The 15466-nt window shown below is 67.0% G+C and carries 13 protein-coding genes and 1 pseudogene; 8 read left to right on the top strand and 6 right to left on the bottom strand.

The annotated features are described in order from the left end of the window. Window positions 1–223 precede the first annotated feature (223 nt). The 3 genes from ACN27F_RS25310 to ACN27F_RS25300 form a co-directional block, all read right to left on the bottom strand. Window positions 224–1051: an abortive infection family protein gene (locus tag ACN27F_RS25310; protein ID WP_421437595.1), complete on the bottom strand. Its 828-nt coding sequence runs from the start codon at window positions 1049–1051 to the stop codon at window positions 224–226. A gap of 483 nt (window positions 1052–1534) precedes the next feature. Further along, on the bottom strand, window positions 1535–1930 hold the full coding sequence (locus tag ACN27F_RS25305) for a type II toxin-antitoxin system HicB family antitoxin (protein WP_421437593.1): 396 nt from the start codon (window positions 1928–1930) through the stop codon (window positions 1535–1537). Further along, window positions 1927–2139: a hypothetical protein gene (locus tag ACN27F_RS25300; RefSeq protein WP_421437592.1), complete on the bottom strand. Its 213-nt coding sequence runs from the start codon at window positions 2137–2139 to the stop codon at window positions 1927–1929. Before ACN27F_RS25300 ends, ACN27F_RS25305 begins: the two co-directional genes overlap by 4 nt. 536 nt (window positions 2140–2675) lie before the next feature. Between ACN27F_RS25300 and ACN27F_RS25295 the strand changes: the two genes are divergently transcribed. Together ACN27F_RS25295 and ACN27F_RS25290 are read left to right on the top strand one after the other, a co-directional pair. Then, a complete protein-coding gene (locus ACN27F_RS25295) occupies window positions 2676–4010 on the top strand; it encodes a transcriptional regulator (protein WP_421437590.1) in 1335 nt (444 codons plus the stop codon). 22 nt (window positions 4011–4032) lie between these two features. After that, window positions 4033–4407 (top strand): hypothetical protein, encoded by a 375-nt coding sequence (locus ACN27F_RS25290; RefSeq protein WP_421437588.1) that lies wholly within the window; start codon window positions 4033–4035, stop codon window positions 4405–4407. Between the two features lie 199 nt (window positions 4408–4606). Here the strand turns inward: ACN27F_RS25290 and ACN27F_RS25285 are convergent, their stop codons facing one another. After that, window positions 4607–4816 (bottom strand): DUF397 domain-containing protein, encoded by a 210-nt coding sequence (locus tag ACN27F_RS25285; RefSeq protein ID WP_421437586.1) that lies wholly within the window; start codon window positions 4814–4816, stop codon window positions 4607–4609. Further along, complete coding sequence (locus tag ACN27F_RS25280; RefSeq protein ID WP_421437584.1) at window positions 4813–5688, bottom strand: helix-turn-helix domain-containing protein; 876 nt, start codon at window positions 5686–5688, stop codon at window positions 4813–4815. Before ACN27F_RS25280 ends, ACN27F_RS25285 begins: the two co-directional genes overlap by 4 nt. Before the next feature lie 574 nt (window positions 5689–6262). Here ACN27F_RS25280 and ACN27F_RS25275 point away from each other — a divergent pair. The 6 genes and pseudogenes from ACN27F_RS25275 (at window position 6263) to ACN27F_RS25250 (ending at window position 13585) form a co-directional block, all read left to right on the top strand. After that, the gene (locus tag ACN27F_RS25275; RefSeq protein ID WP_016815038.1) at window positions 6263–6397 is read left to right on the top strand and encodes an FxLD family lanthipeptide; all 135 of its coding nucleotides are present in this window, start codon (window positions 6263–6265) and stop codon (window positions 6395–6397) included. 71 nt (window positions 6398–6468) lie between these two features. Continuing rightward, on the top strand, window positions 6469–8388 hold the full coding sequence (locus ACN27F_RS25270; protein ID WP_421437582.1) for a lantibiotic dehydratase family protein: 1920 nt from the start codon (window positions 6469–6471) through the stop codon (window positions 8386–8388). Between the two features lie 27 nt (window positions 8389–8415). Beyond that, window positions 8416–9009, top strand: a pseudogene (locus ACN27F_RS25265) (thiopeptide-type bacteriocin biosynthesis protein); the annotation flags it as partial. After that, a complete protein-coding gene (locus ACN27F_RS25260) occupies window positions 9006–10268 on the top strand; it encodes a lanthionine synthetase C family protein (RefSeq protein WP_421437580.1) in 1263 nt (420 codons plus the stop codon). The pseudogene ACN27F_RS25265 and the gene ACN27F_RS25260, both read left to right, overlap by 4 nt. A 14-nt stretch (window positions 10269–10282) precedes the next feature. Next, window positions 10283–12367, top strand: a complete 2085-nt coding sequence (gene fxlM / locus ACN27F_RS25255; protein WP_421437578.1) for a methyltransferase, FxLD system — start codon at window positions 10283–10285, stop codon at window positions 12365–12367. A gap of 129 nt (window positions 12368–12496) precedes the next feature. Next, entirely contained in the window at window positions 12497–13585 is a 1089-nt protein-coding gene (locus ACN27F_RS25250; RefSeq protein WP_421437576.1) for a hypothetical protein, read from the top strand. A 600-nt stretch (window positions 13586–14185) separates the two neighbouring features. Here ACN27F_RS25250 and ACN27F_RS25245 read toward each other — a convergent pair. Beyond that, complete coding sequence (locus ACN27F_RS25245) at window positions 14186–15079, bottom strand: IS982 family transposase (protein ID WP_421437575.1); 894 nt, start codon at window positions 15077–15079, stop codon at window positions 14186–14188. Window positions 15080–15466 lie beyond the last annotated feature (387 nt).

The following is a 15466-nucleotide window of genomic DNA, read 5'->3' as shown; positions in this document are numbered from 1 at the left end:
GCGCACGGTTGCGCGGTGCCGCGACCGTCCAGGGCAAATCACATCGTAGGCGGGGAAGAGGTACGAATCGCTAGTCACCCAGGTAGTCCTGGCACTAATTGCGCAGGTTGTACGAATGAGGGGAAGCTCAGCCGTGTTCCCAGCTGAATTGGCCTCAAGCTCTGACTAGTGCTCGTCCTGCTGAACCAGGCCGGCCGTCGGAGTCGGTGACCTGCGCCGCCGATCACGCTTCTGTTCTATCCTGCTCCTCCAAGGACTCCAGCACAAAGGCGCACCAAGCGACGGCGACGCGGGCAGCTAGGCGCCCGTGCCGCAGCTCCAGCCCGGTCGGCGGCGCTAGGGGGCCATGGCCATCGCCAGCCTCATTACGCAGTTCGCCTACGTGGTTTGCGATGGCGGCCGCCTTGGAGACGATATCCCTCACCGGACGGCGCTCCTCGTTCGCGGGGTGCGCGTCCAGCGCTTGCAGGGCTGCGGCAATCAAAGCGGGCAGCGTGGCGGATCTGGGCACCTCCAGGCCCCGGGCGTCCAGAACGACCTTTGCCGTTGACTCGACAAGGTTCTTCGCTGCGCCTATAGCCTGGCCCGGATCGGAGCCAAGGGCACGTTCCAGCCGTACGAGTTGTTGGCGAACCGCGGCGGGTTCGCGTACAGCTCGATCCGCGCTGTCACCAAGGTGATGCAGTTGCGCCTCGGGATCTCCAGCGGTTCTGTCGTCGATGCGCTTCCGGAGCTGCTCCCGAATCTGGGATAGGCGTTCGTTGACATATGCATCCCGCTTGGCGTAGCTCCCGTGTTGCTTCGCGCTTCCGTGCCAGCTTGCCAAGGAGGGCCAAACTACGAATGGCGACCTCAAACCGAGGCGCCGCAGATCGGCGTCGAGATTCTTGACGCCGCGTTGGTACTCTCGGTCGAAGCGCTGCCAAGAGTCGTCACCGTACGCCCTCCCGGTTTGGACCAACAGGGCAGCCATGCGGTCCACCCGTTCCAGTAGGTCCTCCGGGTCAGGTGGCTCGGATTCCGACCACCACTCGTCATCGCCCGCTGTCATCAGCTCAGTCTGTCAGCTCTCGGTTGTACGCCCCAGCGGGGATCCCGGCGAGGTGGTGTGGGGCCCGGAAGCGTGCAAGACCCACCAGCGGCCCTTGAAGCCCAGGCCAACCCCGCCGAGCGGTCCTGGTCGGCCATCGTCTCGCCTGGGTGTGCCCCAGCCGACCACCGTCTGAGACACCAACCTGTGCACAGCAACTGAGCCATGTATCGAGCTCAAGCCGCACGTCTTCGCAGGTAGACGCACAGCACGGCGGCGAGGAGATGCGCAGCGCTATCTCCAGCCGGGGGCACGTCACAGAACTGCAAGCGCGCAGCGCGACCGGGCGATTACTGATCGTGGAAGTCAGCTTCGTGTTCGCGTAGAGGATCAAGGATGCCCCGGCCGAGCGGCCGGGGCATCACACGTTGCCTCGATGTACGGGTGCCGAACGCGCCCGGATCGCGGCAGAACAGTGAGATTCGGCAGCGTGTCCGGCAGTTCCTACGCCGCGCTTGACGTGGGACGTGTGGTGTTCTGGGCGGCGATCTGTGAGATGCGTTGGGGCGACAGTCCCAGGAGAGCGCCCGCGTCTCGGACGGTGTATCCGTCGCTCAGGAGTGCCCGTACGGCTGTTGTGGTTGCTTGTTCGGCCTTCTCGTCAGCGTCCCGAGCGGTCCGCCTGGCGTCCAGTGCTGCTACGACTGTTCCGGGAAGCTCTGGGTGTACCTCGATGCTTATTGAGGCCGGGTCGGTCTCGAGTAGCAACGCGATCGCCTCGCGAGCCATGGTGGGGACCTGGTCGAGTCGGCGGGCCTGGGTGTGGGTGCCTTTGAGTTCGGGCACGCTGATGGCCCACCAGTTGCCGACTCGCCGGCAGGACACGGAGTAGGTTGTCATTTCCACCAGTCCTCCCCAAGTTGGTCATCGAGGTCGCTCATGATGCCTCGCGCGGTATGTTCGTTGATTTCTCTGTGTCGGGGTATGACGATCTTCTGGCCGCCGCACCTGAAGATCGAGTGACTACCGCCCTCCCGAAGCAGCACAAATTCTTTGTCCGCCTTGGCTGCCGCTGCACCGAGCTTCTTGATGAGGTCAACCCGCTTCATGGACTCTAGCCTAGTCCGCTAGATAGATCAAGTAAAACCGGCTAGACAACCACACTGATCGGGATAGGTTGTCCCACCACCGACATGCTCTCTTCGGCACGACCGCGCGTCGATCTCCGCCGAACATCACTCACCGTGACGCTCGCTTGGCGGCTGATCAGTAGACCCGTTTGGTTGCGGCAGCTCCTGGTGACACTGCCGTGGTTGTCAGGGGCGAGCAGGCCACCCGGACGGGTTGCGGTCAGTCTGACGTTCTGTTGGTAGTTCGTCTTGTGATCAGGTAGTCACGCTGGCATGCTGGCGTGGAATTCCGGCAAACCGAACCGTCGGGTCGCCTCGTTCGGCAAACGGACGCCGAGGTCCAGCAGACCAGGATGAGGGTGGCAGTGACCTTGCAGGGCCGCCCGTGAGGATTACAGCGAGTTTCGGTGGGCGGTGATGGGTTGGCACCGAAGTCGGGTGCGTCAGATGGCCCCAACACCCTGCTCAGCGACGCCCGCCGTCGACTTCTGTCCCCGAGCGGCTCAGGCCGACGGATGTCTCGGCAGGAGGTCGCCGAGGCGGTCAACAACTACCTGTGGGACACCTACGGCACGAGAACCAGCATGGACGCCAACCATCTCGGGAAGCTTGAGCGAGGAGAACACCGCTGGCCCAAGCCCACGACCCGGGAGGCGTTCCGGGCGGTGCTGAAGGCATCGCGGGACGCCGACCTGGGCTTCTACATCACCCGTGGCCAACGCCATTCTGATCCCGTTGTGCACCAGGTGCCCCCTGGCGAGAGGCTCACCGCTGGTGATGATCACGCTGGCGAGTCGCTGACCGGCAGGGAGATCACGGACACTGGCGACATGAACCGCCGCGAGGTGCTACGCCTGCTGAGCCTGACAGGTGCGCTGTTGGCCGCGCCCGTCCCGGGCAGCCAGCTCGACTGGGCGCGTATCGAGTCCTCCAGTGACGGAAACAGGCGACTAGACCCAGCGACCCTCGACGAGTACGAAGGGCTGAACGCCCAGCTGTGGGCGGCCTTCGGCGCAGCCGAGTCCAAGGCAGCAGTATCACCGCTGGTCAACCGTCAGCTGACGACGCTCACGACGAACCTACGTCGCTCCCACACAACACCCTTGCACCGTCGGCTCTGCGAGATCACGGCCGACCTGCTCCAGCTCGCCGGCGAGGTTGCCTTCGACGCGAACGCCTACAGCGAGGCCGCGCACTGCTACACCCTGGCAGCGACCGCCGCCCGAGAAGCCGCTGCCTACGACCTCTGGGCGTGCGCGATGATCCGTCACGCCTTCATCAGCGTCTACGAGCGCGACTTCCGGCACGCGGCACCGATGCTGGGCGTTGCCACCGGCCTGGCCCAGAACGGGGACAGCGCGTTGTCGACCCGGCATTGGGCACACACTGTGCGGGCGCAGGCTCTCGCGGGCCTCGGCGACCTCGTCGGATGCCGGCGGGCGCTCGACCAAGCCGAAGAGGTCAACCACCTGCCCGGCCAGGTGCACAACGGCGGATGGTTGCGCTTCGACGGCTCCCGTCTCGCCGAGGAACGCGGAGCCTGCTACGTCGAGTTGAAGCGCCCAGACCTGGCCGAGCCGGTGCTGTCCGGTGCTCTGTCTCAGACCCTCTCCATACGACGACGCGGAACCGTCCTGACAGACCTCGCCTTAGTCGGAGTTCACCGTAGCGACGTACACCAGATCGTGCTCTACGGCAGCGCCGCCCTCGATACTGCCCGCCAAAGCGGCTCCGGCGTGGTCGGCTCCAAACTCAACCGACTACACCACCACTTGCAGCCGTTCCTTGCCGACACTCACGTGCGGCATCTCAACAGCCAGATCAATGCCCTGATAAGGGCAGGGAACTGACACGACCAGAGGGAGGACCAGCGTGCAGGTCGAAGAACCGGGGCGCGTGTTCCGCGAGGCATGGATCGCGGGAGTCCGTAAGCACTACCCCGGCGAACCGAAACCGGGCTACGTCACGCCCTGGGATGATACGCCCGAATGGGAACGGGACAGTGCCGCCGCAGTGTATGAGCAGGTCTGCCAGTTCATCGAGGCAGCCGACGGCGCAACCGCGAAGCTGACCCGTGAACAGAAAGGACGCTTCGTCGCCCTGTGCTGGATCGCGCAAATATTCAAACACTTTCCCAGCCCGAAGGCTTCCTACGTGGTCGACTGGTCAGACATGCCGGAGTGGCAGCAGGAGACGGACTCGGACATCTTCGAACACATCGAGCAGACGTTGGTCTCGATGCGCTGAGCTGAGAACAAGTCGACAGGAAAGCGCAACTTTCACTTCATGTTCGTATCGGAGTCCGGGTTCTTCCGAGCCGGCGCGAGATTGGCGAGCTAGGCACTGCACCGACCAGCATGAACTGCACCTGCAAGCAGTGACACTCATGTCGGCCGAGGTCAGCGCGGCGCGCCCGGCTTCCCGGGCGCGCCGACGAGGCAGCAGCTCAGCGTGCGTCAAAATCACCGTCGCGGATGCTGTCAGTGAACGCCGTCCACTCGCCCCGGGTGAACCCCAGTACTGGTCCCGTCCGGTCCTTCGAGTCCCGCATCCCCACGGTGCCGTCGAGCGCGAAGGCGACCTCGATGCAGTTGTCGCCACCGCCGGAGCGGCTGGACTTCCGCCAGTTGGTGAACTTCTCGGGGTGCATGGTCATCTCCTGGTGTAGTCGGGCAGTTCCTCTGCCACGCTGGCGAGGAAGTCGAGGCTGTCGGCGGGGCTGAGGGCCGCGGAACGCAGGCGCTCGTACAGGGAGGCGTAGTTGGCCACCTCGTCCGGGTCGGTGAGGACGAGGTCGCTGGTGATGGTGTCGACCGCGACGACCACCGGATCGCTCGGGTCGGGGTATCGATAGCTGAAGTACGACGACCGGGGTACCGCGTTGCCAGCGATTCGCGCGGTCAGCCGCAGTACCCGGATCGTGGTCTTCTGCTTCTCGTGACCGACGTTGATCAGGTGGTCAAGCTGCGCGCGGACGACCTCCGGCGGTGCGGCGTGCCGACGGATCGCGAGCTCATCGATGATCACTTCGTAGGTGGGTCCGCCGGGCCTGTCAAGGACCCGTTGCCGGGCAGCTCGGGCTTCCAGTGCTCGCTCCACGGTGAATCTGCGGGGGTAGGCGGCGCGATCTGCCACCGCGCGGACCTCGGTGTACGCCGGGATCTGCAACAAGCCTGGCAGCAGGGTGATGTGGTACTCGGAGATGTGCTCTGCACCGGCTTCCAGGTCCGCGTAGAGGGCCTGGCGGGGTCCCATCTCGACGCGGAACTTTTCCCACCAGCCGTTCTCCTGGGACTCGCGAGCGATGGCCATGATCTCTTCCCACCGCTGCTCGTCAACCCGAAAGTGGTCGAGGATTCGCATAATCTCGTCTTGATCTGGTCGTACTCTCGCGTTTTCCAAACGGCTCACCTTCTGCTTGGCAATCTTTGCCTCTTTGCAGAGCCGCTCAGCGGAGTAGCCGTGTTCCTCCCGTAGCAGCACGAGTTCGGTAGCGAGCCGGCGACGACGCACATATGGACTGATCACCGACACCTCCGGCGAGAGACGCGATTAGCTCCGGTGATCCATCCCGCCTGGACCTCGGCGACAAGAGCGTAACGCCTGCTTTGCCGATCACCGCCAGCGCCGATCATGCTTTCCGCATAGTAACTCCTGGTCAAGCGCGCGGCGACCGGTAAGTCTCCCCCTTACTTTCCCCATTGGCCGGTGTTCCCGGGGCTACGCAAGAACCGCGATCGTGGAATCACCACAAGCGATGTGTCTACGGCTTGGAGTGGGGTCATGCTGCGACAGGTTCGCGGCGGACTCCCACGTCCGAGGTGCGGGAGGAGCAGCATGGACGCCACGAGCGCAACGCTGATCGCCATCAACGCTACCGGGATCCGTGTCGGCGCTGCACCGGAAGATCTGGTGCTCGTCCGGCGTACCTGAGGCTCCTGCCCGCTGTCACTGCCGGGGAGGGCGTGGCGGCGGGCAGGCCGAACGTCGCGAGTTCTCCTTGTGCGGCGTTCCAGAAAGGCTCATCGATCCGCCAGCCAACGTGCCGGTAGCTGCGGGGGCTACCTGCCCACCCATCATCCCAGTCCCATTGGAGGTTGCCATGAACAGCCTGCTCGCCGTCAGCAACGACCCGTTCGAGCTCGACGTGCAGATCGTCACGGAGGGTCCGGTCGCCGCCGCCCTACTGGCCGACACGGACGACGGCTGCGACACCGTGAAGGGCAGCGACTGCTGACCGAACACCCAGGCTGGTTCCGGCAGGCGATCCCCCGATGCCTGCCGGAACCGGCGCCCCCACATCCAGCCATGTCCCCGGAGGAGCGCCTCGTGACGGAAGGAGGACGATTCATGTTTCGGTCGGTCGATGCCGCGACGATCCGCATTGCCGCTCACTCATGGCCCGACGGCCTGGTGCCTTGGCCGGACCGAAGCGACGCCTCCGGTATCGGGGACTGGTTGCAGGCGACGTGGCGGAAGGTCGGCCTAGCCGATGCTGTTTGGGCCGCCAGCCCTGAGTTCGCTGCTCGCGTGGAAGCGGTCCTCGCCGCAGGAGGCGCTACTCCGGACCGAGGGTGGCGGATCGCGCTGGCGCTGGCGCGGTACCTGGTCCGTGCGCAGCGGCGTGCGACGCCCTTCGGGTTGTTCTCGGGGGTGGCAAACCTGCGGTTCGACACGGTGGCTGCGGTGGTACCGGCAGGGCAGCCGGCGATCCGGGTACGGCCGGACGCGAGTTGGCTCGCGTCCCTGATAACGCGCCTTGAAGCTGAGCCCCACGTGCACCGCCGTCTGCCCCTGCAGGCGAACAACCTGGCGCTGGTGAACGGGCCTCGGATCGTCGTGGCGCGCCGGCCGCACGCCTCCGCAAGTGCGGGGGCGATCTCGGTGAGAAACACCGAAGCGGTACGGCTGGCGGTGTCACTCGCCCGTGCCCCATTGCCGTGGGCTGAGCTGGTCAACACGGTCGCTGCTGCGTTCTCAAGCTTCCCACGCGCGTCCGCTGACGCGATGGTTGCCGGCCTGGTGGACCACGGCGTGTTGATCTCCGCTCTCCGACCACCATCGACGTGCACAGACTCAATCAGGCATGTCCTGGACACCCTTGATGCGGTGTTCGACGGTGATCCTGAGGGACAGCGAGCCCTTCGGGCCGAGCTGCGCTCGCTGCATGGTCGTCTCGGTGGTACCAGTACCAGCGCAGCGAGCGCGACGTACCTTCGTGGGCTCGCCGACCACATGCGCAGCGTGGCAACGGCCACCCAGCCGCTCGCGGTGGATCTTCAGCTCGCGGATCAGGTCGCCCTGCCGGAGCAGGTCGCCGCCGAGATCGCCGCATCAGTGGAGGTGCTACGACGGCTGACGCCAGATCCGGCGGGACGGCCCGAGTGGCGTGTGTATTGTGCCCGGTTCGTCGACCGCTACGGGATGACGGCAGTGGTGCCGCTCGCTCGGCTGGTAGATCCGCTCGTCGGGTTGGGCTTCCCAGAACACTTCGGCACTGGGACCGACGCGCCTGCGGCACCACTGTCCGGCCGTGACGAGCGCCTGCTCGCGATGGCTCAGCAGGCGTTGATCGACGGTGCTCGTGAGGTGGTTCTCGATGACACGGCCGTCGAATGGCTCGCCGGCACTGGCGGAGTCGCCGGGCCTGTCAGCCCTCACGTCGACGTCTCGGCAGAGATCCGCGCCGTCTCGCTGGAAGCGCTGACCCGAGGCCGGTTCACTGTCGCGCTGACCGGCATGGGCCGCTCGGCGATGGCAACGAGCGGGCGCTTCCTCGACAGGCTGCCCTACGCCGACCGGGAGTTGATGTGCCGGGAGTTCGCACGCCTTCCGGTCGCGGTGGCCGGGGCCATGCCAGCGCAACTGAGCTTCCCACCGCCCAAGCTGCACACCCAGAACGTGCTCAACTCCCGGCAGGTACTCCCGTGGCTGGTCAGCCTGGCCGAGCACCGACCCGTGGCCGAGAACGTGATTGGCCTCGACGACCTCGGTGTGACTGCCGGGCGTGATCGGTTGGTGCTGGTGTCGATGTCGCGGCGGCGGGCGGTGGAGCCGACAGTGGCGCACGCCGCCGCCGTCCACACGATGCCGCTGCTCGGTCGGTTTCTCCTGGAGTTGCCGAGGGCTGCCCGCGCTGTTCGCCGACTGGCCCGAGCCGCCGCTGTGGTGGTTCGTCCGCATGCGACGCCCCACTCCGCAGCTTCGACTGCGACTGCACACCGGTGACTCCGGCGACGCGACGCGACGGTACGGGTCGGCCGGTGGGTCACCGGGCTCCGACAGCAGCGCCTTGCCGGCGACTGGAGCCTGGATACCTACCATCCCGAGTCCGGTCGTTACGGCTGCGGCACCGCGCTGGCAGCGGCCGAGAAACTCTTCGCCGCCGACTCCACCGCAGCCCTGGCGCAGTTGGCAGTGCAGCCCGCGTCTGGGATCGATCGGCAGGCACTGACCGCCCTGAGCATGGTCGACCTGGCCGCCTCGATGCTCGGCAGCCGCACCGACGGATGCGAGTGGCTGGTGGCGCGCCCCGAGCAGACCGGGCAGGCACCGGTCCAACGAGACGTGCTGCGTCAAGCGGTCACCCTCGACCCGAGCGAACTTCCCGAGCCCATCCAGCATGCATGGCAGGAACGCTCCAGGGCCGCAACCCGGTACGCCGCCGAACTGTCCGCCGTTGCCGGCCCGCTCACCCCCGCCTCGGTGCTTGCGTCGCTGGTACATCTGCACTTCGTTCGCGCTCACGGTCCCGACGAGGACGCCGAGCAGCTCACGTATCGGTTGGCACGCCATGTCGCGCTGGCGACGGTTCGTCGCCGGACTCGCGCCGTAGGAGCATCCCGATGACCGGAGCACCGCTGGGAACACCGTTGCTACGGGCGGCCGAGGCGATGGCCGCATGTATCACCGACACCCTGACCGAGCCGCCGCCCCCGGATTTCGCAGCGGACGACTACGGGCCACGCAGCACTCGCTGGTACGCCCAGTCGCTGTCCCGGGGTGCCGCCGGGGTGGCACTCCTACACGGGGTGCGAGCGCAGACAGGACACGGTGGATGGGAACCGGTCCATGCATGGCTGCGCCGCGCGACCGCTGACACGCTGAACAACGGCAGCGGAGCCGGACTCTGGTTCGGCGCACCCGCTGTCACCCACGCGCTGACCATCGCCATGCCGCACTCCCGCCCAGCAGCCTTGGACGCGCTTGATCATGCCCTCGATGACCTGGTGGAACGCCGCCTGGCCGCTGCCACAGCACGCCTCGCAGCGCGTGCCCGGCCCTCGCTGTCGGAGTTCGACCTCGTACGTGGGCTGACCGGCCTGGGAGCCCACCTGCTGCGCCGCGCCCCGCAGGGACCTCTGCTCCGGCGGGTGCTGGCGTACCTGGTCCGACTCACCGAGCCGGTACGCACCGACGATGAGGCGGGCCGGCTCGCGCCGGGGTGGTGGAGCGCAGACCCCGCCGACCGCGAAGGCCCGGAGCAGGGCGGACATGCCAACTTTGGCATGGCGCACGGCATCGCCGGCCCTTTGGCTCTCCTGGCCCTGGCCATGCGGCAGAACATCCGGGTGCCGGGGCAGACGGAGGCGATCCGCCAGATCTGCACGTGGCTCGACCGCTGGCAGCAGACAAGCCCTGCGGGACCGTGGTGGCCAGAGAAGATCACCGTCGCGGAGTTGCACGCCGGGAAACCCTCCATGAGCGGACCGGCGCGGCCGTCCTGGTGCTACGGCACCCCCGGAGTCGCCCGCGCCCAGCAGCTAGCCGGGATCGCTCTCGACGACAACGCCCGGCAACAGGCAGCAGAAGAGGCCCTGACCCGCTGCCTGGCCGACCACCTCCAACTCAGCCGGATCGTCGACCCGTCACTCTGTCACGGCTGGGCAGGACTTGCCGCTACGGCCTGGTACGCCGCCGCCGACGCCCGCACCACCAGCCTCCAGAAACAGCTGCCCCAGATCGTGCGCCTGCTGATCCAGCACGCCACGGACACCACCCCGGCACGATCCGGCTTGATCACCGGCCCCGCCGGAATCGCCCTCACCCTGCACACCGTCGCGACCGGCACCGACGTCCGCTGGGCCACCAGCCTGCTGATCAACTAGACGAGGAAAACATCGTGGATCTCGATTCCGAACCCGACACCGAGCCACCAGGCGTGGCGCAGGCGAGCCGATGGCGCCAGATCAACCTGACGTTCTCGGACTGGCAGAGCGCTGAGGATTACGCCGCAACGCGGCTCACCCCCGAGCTCACCGCTGCGGAGGACCACCGGGCGATCACCGCCTTCTGGTTCATCCGTAAGAGCAAGACGTGGCGGCTGCGGCTTCTGCCCGGCGACCGGCTCGCCCAGGTCTACGCCCTCCTCGCCGCCATCACCGACGACGACCGCATCCGCAGTGTCACCGAGCCCATCTACCGACCCGAGGCATACGCCTTCGGCGGGGACCAGGCAATGACGATCGCCCACACCCTCTTCCACACCGACAGCCGCCACATCCTCGGCCATCTCGCCACCACCGGCGGTACCCACCTGCGTGAACTCGGCGTCCTACTCGCCACTCGTCTCATGCGCGCCGCCGGACTGGAGTTCTTTGAGCAGGGCGACGTCTGGCGGCTTCTCGCCTCGCGCCGGCACCAGCCGAACGCCCCCGCGCCAAGCCCACGGCTCATCGCGGCCGTGCAGCGTCTGATCACCGCAGCCGACGACACAGCCAAAAGCCCTCTGGTCATCACCCCGCGCTGGCCGAAAGCCCACGTCCAGGCGGGCGCCGACCTCGGCTTCCTCGACCGGCACGGCGCGCTGACCCGCGACCTACGCGAGGTGCTGACCCACCACCTTCTGTTCCTGTTCAACCGGCTCGGCATCTCAGCCGCAGACACCTGGCTGCTCGCGACGGCGGCCGTGAACGTCACCTTCCACCACCCGTTCGACACCCCATCCGCTTATCAGCCCGCCGCCAAGATCGACAGTAGGGTCAACGCAGTGAACACTTCCCCCACCGCACCGGGAACGTCGAGCGCCGCGACGCTGCGCGAACAACTCGTCAACACGCTCGAAAAGCGCGGCCACATCCGCTCCGCCCCCGTCGCGCACGCATTCCGTACGGTCCCCCGCGAGCAGTTCCTCCCCGGCGTCGAGCTGGAAACCGTCTACACCCGCCGCCAGATCGTCACCAAACGAGACCCCAGCGGTGCCGCGTTGTCGTCAGCGTCGAGCCCCAGCCTCGTCGCGGACATGCTCAAACAACTCGCCCCACAACCCGGCCACCGCGTCCTGGAGATCGGCGCGGCCACCGGCATCAACGCCGCCCTGCTCGCCGAGCTGACCAGCCCCGGCGGCACGGTCGTCACCATCGAACTCGACCAGGACCTCGCCGACGGCGCCCGCGCCAGCCTCAACCGCGCCGGCTACGACACCGTGAAGGTGATCTGCGGCGACGGAGCCCTCGGCGACCCCGACCACGCGCCCTACGACCGGATCATCATCACCGCCGGAGCCTGGGACATCTCCGCCGCCTGGTGGGACCAACTCGCCGACCACGGCCGCATCGTCGTACCCCTGCGCGTGCACGAAAGCGGCCTGACCCGATGCTTCGCCTTCGACCGCACCAGCCCCCACCAACTCGTCAGCACCACGACGCCACTGGTCTGCGGATTCGTCCCCATGCGCGGCAGCACCGAACACACCGACCACCACGTACGCCTCGACCCCGACGTGGTCCTCAAACTCGACGCCACCGACCAACCCGACCGCGCCGCCCTCGCCAGCGCCCTCAGCCACCCCCGGCTCGAACGCTGGACCGGCATCCAGGTCAGCGACACCGACCCCATCGGCCACCTCGACCTGTGGCTCCTCGTACACGCCAACAAGCCGTTCGGCCGCCTCGGCGTCGGCGACACCGCCCGCACCAGCGGACTGGTCACCCCCGCCTACCGATGGGCCGGTGCCGCCATCTACCACGGCGGCACCATCGCCTACCTCGCCTTCCAGGACGCGGGCAACGGCCACCACGAACTCGGCGCGATCGCCCACGGCCCGGACGCCACCACGCTCGCCACCGACCTGACCAACCTGCTCGACCAATGGGACGCCGCAGGCCGCCCCAACCAGCCCACCGTCACCGCCCACCGCGCAGGAACCCGGCCCGCCGGACGCGACGACATCAGCCGAGCCGACATCATCCTCACGATCTCCTTCTGACCGCATCCACGCCGGGGCGGTGCCCTGTCCCGCCCCGGCACCCGTGGACGAGCGCAGCTGAGACGTCACGCACGACCTGGACGCACCTCGTTGCCACCATGCGGCCCTTCCGCAGCAGATGAGGACACCATGACTCCGTCTCTTGCCGCCACCATCGCCGCCCGCTTCCCTCTCGTCGCCCGCAAACGACCGCCCGCCACACCTCTGGACGCCCGGGTAGACCGGCTCGCCAGGCTCGCCGAGACCGCACACTGCGAGAGCGATCCGGACAAGGCGTCCATGGTGTTCAACGGGGCCGCCCTCGTCGCCTCCGACTGCGGAGACCCCAATCTTGCCCGCGCCTGGTGCCACCGCCACGCGAGCCTCTACCTCAACCGAGCCCCACTGAACGGCTACACGGCCCGCTTCGCTCTCGAACCAGTCGTCAACCTCGCTCGCCTGCGCATCCGTGAAGGCGATGGTGACGGCGCGTACCGCCTACTCACCCACCTGCACTCGGCCATCGTCGGCGGCACTCCCGCTCTTTTGGACGACCTGGAGATACACCCTCGACAACTTCCCGCTGATCCCGAAGAACTCCACCAGATCATCAGTTGGCTGCGCGGCACACTGCTCTCCGATGGAACCCGCGCCCTCACCCTTGCCGGACGGTGGGACGACGCCGTAACCCATGTACGCCGATACGACGGGATCGAGCCGACTCTCCTTGATGGACGACAGATCGCGGTCGTCGCCCATCTACTGCACGACGAAGGGCCGGCAGCAGCGGACCTCTTAGCGGCCACCAAGATCGAAACGCCGTGGGAGCAATCGGTGCATGGGCTCCTCAACGCCTGGCAGGAGTTGGCCGTGGGGACGGTCGCCGTCGACCACGCTGACCTCATCGATCGAGTGTCAGCCGTACCGCGAACTCCCGGGCTCGCAGTGTTCCGCGTTCGCCTCGGGCTGGCGGCCCTGGACCTCTCGATGGGCTTGCCAACCGATGTCGTAGATGGCCTGATCAAACAGCTGGTGGCAGATGCTATCCACAACGAGGACGCGAACGCGGCGCGCGACCTCATCAATCACTCGGCTGTCGCGGCCGAACACCAAGGGACGTTACGCCCCTTGATCAAGGCGAGCGGGTTAGACCAGGGCTACCTGCCAGCTACGGGGAGTGATCCACTTTCCGTAGCGCTCGACCTGGCCGGAACCGTGATAGCTGGGCGACGTGATTGAGGTCGGGGAGCAGGACTACATGAACGGAAACAATAATCCGACTCCACGAGCCACCCGTGTCGGTGACCAGGCCCGGATGCACGGCCACGGGCCGTTGAACGGGGACGGTCTGGCGCTACGGGTAGACGACACGCCGCTCGGCCCAAGCCCTCGACCGACACTCGTTCGGATGCGCGCCCTGCGCGTTACGCCATCGTCGAGGCCGTGGTGAGCACGACCTACCTGGCCAACGTGGCACTCGAAGAGGTCGAACGAGCCCAGGCGGAACTTGAACGCCACCTGACGGTCCGACCGTCCGGAGAGTGCGTGACGTGCGGTGAGGTCGAGCCGTGCCCCGGACGCCAAGAGGCCGGCACCACGATCATCAAGTATGGGCGTCTGCCACGCCGTCGACCAGGCGCTTCAGGAGTACGCCGCGCCGCGTCAACCACGGTGGGTGCTGCCCCGACTTCGTGGTTCGCGTCGACGACCGACGGCGACGGTCACGAGCTGACCGGGACGGCATCCGAGGCATAGGCGCGCACGGGCATCCCGTAGTTCGGTCGCGAGCGAACGTGAAGCTCGGACGAAACACCGCACCAGTGGTAGTTCCGAAAACTGTCAGTGGTCGTAGGCGATCAGTGACCGGGTGACGGATGCGCCGGTCTTGTTGTTGTGCCAGATCGCGGCGGCCATCGCGAGGAGGCGTTGAGCGACGCGTACGGCGACACCGGTGAAGGTCCGTCCGCCGTGTTGTTCAAGGTCGAGTTGGCCCTTGAGGGTGTCGTTGACCGACTCGATCAGCTGGCGGACCTTCTTGAGCAGCGGTTCGCCGTGGCGGGTCTTCTCCTTCTTGCGGGACGGGCGTAGCAGGGTGATGCCCTGGTCGGCGAGGTTCCGCTCGAAGGGTCCGGACGCGAAGCCCTTGTCGCTGATCAGCAGGATGCCGTCGTGTTCGGCGACGACACCGGCCTCGACCTCCAGCATCGCGGTGAGGACCTCCCGCTCGCCGAGCTTCGGGTTGGCCAGAGCCCACAGGATCGGCATTCCGGTCGGGGTGCAGACCAGGTACAGGCGCAGTCCCCAGAAGAACCGGGAGTGGGAGGCGCAGTAGCCGTATCCGGCCCAGCCGGCCAGGTCCGAGCGTTGCACGGTGGGGCGGGACATGCCGCACGGCACCGGGGTGGAGTCGACGATCCAGTGGTTGTCGAACCAGAAGTCACTGTCGCGGGCCAGGGCCCGGATCGTCTTCTTGATCAGTGGTAGCGCGGCGCGGAGCCGTTTGTTGTAGCCGGGTCGTTGTGGCAGGTAGGGAAACCAGGGGCGTAGGTGGATGCGGGCGTAGCGGATCCAGTGGGCTTCCGAGCGGGCGCCGAGCAGGACCTGCGCCACGGCCAGGCACACCAGCTCCGAGTCGGTCAGCAGCGGTGGTCTGCCGCGCCACCGGGGCGTGCGGATGGTGTCGTCGATCTTCACGTACAGTGCGGTCAGGAGGGTGTCCAGGTCTTGCGTCACAACACGATCTTGGACACCCTCTCTTCACGCCCGGACATCGACCCCTGACATCGGAACTACTCGTCTAATCCGCGCCACGGCAGATGGCCCCCGCCCCGCCACCCGCCGCCACACCAGTGCAAACGACGCTGCCCTCGCCGACGACGGCGGGGGCAGCGACCTTTTGCAGTTCTGTACGTGCCCCGCCGGGGCACCAAACGGATACGCGACGCCGGTTGTGGTAGGTCGGCGGGCGCTGGCAGCGGAAAATCTGGCCCCGGTGCGTTGGCCAACGTGATCTCGACGTCGGCGACGCGATCCTCGGGGTGGTACCGCACCTGGACGTCGAACGCCTCGTACAGCGCGTGGAGATCCTCGGGGGGCCGACCGACGATGGTGTCGGCCAGC

It is taken from the genome of Solwaraspora sp. WMMB335, assembly GCF_049179075.1.
Taxonomy (GTDB): domain Bacteria; phylum Actinomycetota; class Actinomycetes; order Mycobacteriales; family Micromonosporaceae; genus Micromonospora_E.
Note: the sequence above shows the minus strand (reverse complement) of the source record. Positions and strands in the feature narration are given on the sequence as shown.

Bases quoted from the DNA above. Each gene is read 5' to 3' on its own strand.
- ACN27F_RS25310 (WP_421437595.1), bottom strand. From the start codon at position 1,051: ATGACAGCGGGCGATGACGAGTGGTGGTCGGAATCCGAGCCACCTGAC.
- ACN27F_RS25305 (WP_421437593.1), bottom strand. From the start codon at position 1,930: ATGACAACCTACTCCGTGTCCTGCCGGCGAGTCGGCAACTGGTGGGCC.
- ACN27F_RS25300 (WP_421437592.1), bottom strand. From the start codon at position 2,139: ATGAAGCGGGTTGACCTCATCAAGAAGCTCGGTGCAGCGGCAGCCAAG.
- ACN27F_RS25295 (WP_421437590.1), top strand. From the start codon at position 2,676: ATGTCTCGGCAGGAGGTCGCCGAGGCGGTCAACAACTACCTGTGGGAC.
- ACN27F_RS25285 (WP_421437586.1), bottom strand. From the start codon at position 4,816: ATGACCATGCACCCCGAGAAGTTCACCAACTGGCGGAAGTCCAGCCGC.
- ACN27F_RS25275 (WP_016815038.1), top strand. From the start codon at position 6,263: ATGAACAGCCTGCTCGCCGTCAGCAACGACCCGTTCGAGCTCGACGTG.
- ACN27F_RS25270 (WP_421437582.1), top strand. From the start codon at position 6,469: ATGTCCCCGGAGGAGCGCCTCGTGACGGAAGGAGGACGATTCATGTTT.
- ACN27F_RS25260 (WP_421437580.1), top strand. From the start codon at position 9,006: ATGACCGGAGCACCGCTGGGAACACCGTTGCTACGGGCGGCCGAGGCG.
- ACN27F_RS25250 (WP_421437576.1), top strand. From the start codon at position 12,497: ATGACTCCGTCTCTTGCCGCCACCATCGCCGCCCGCTTCCCTCTCGTC.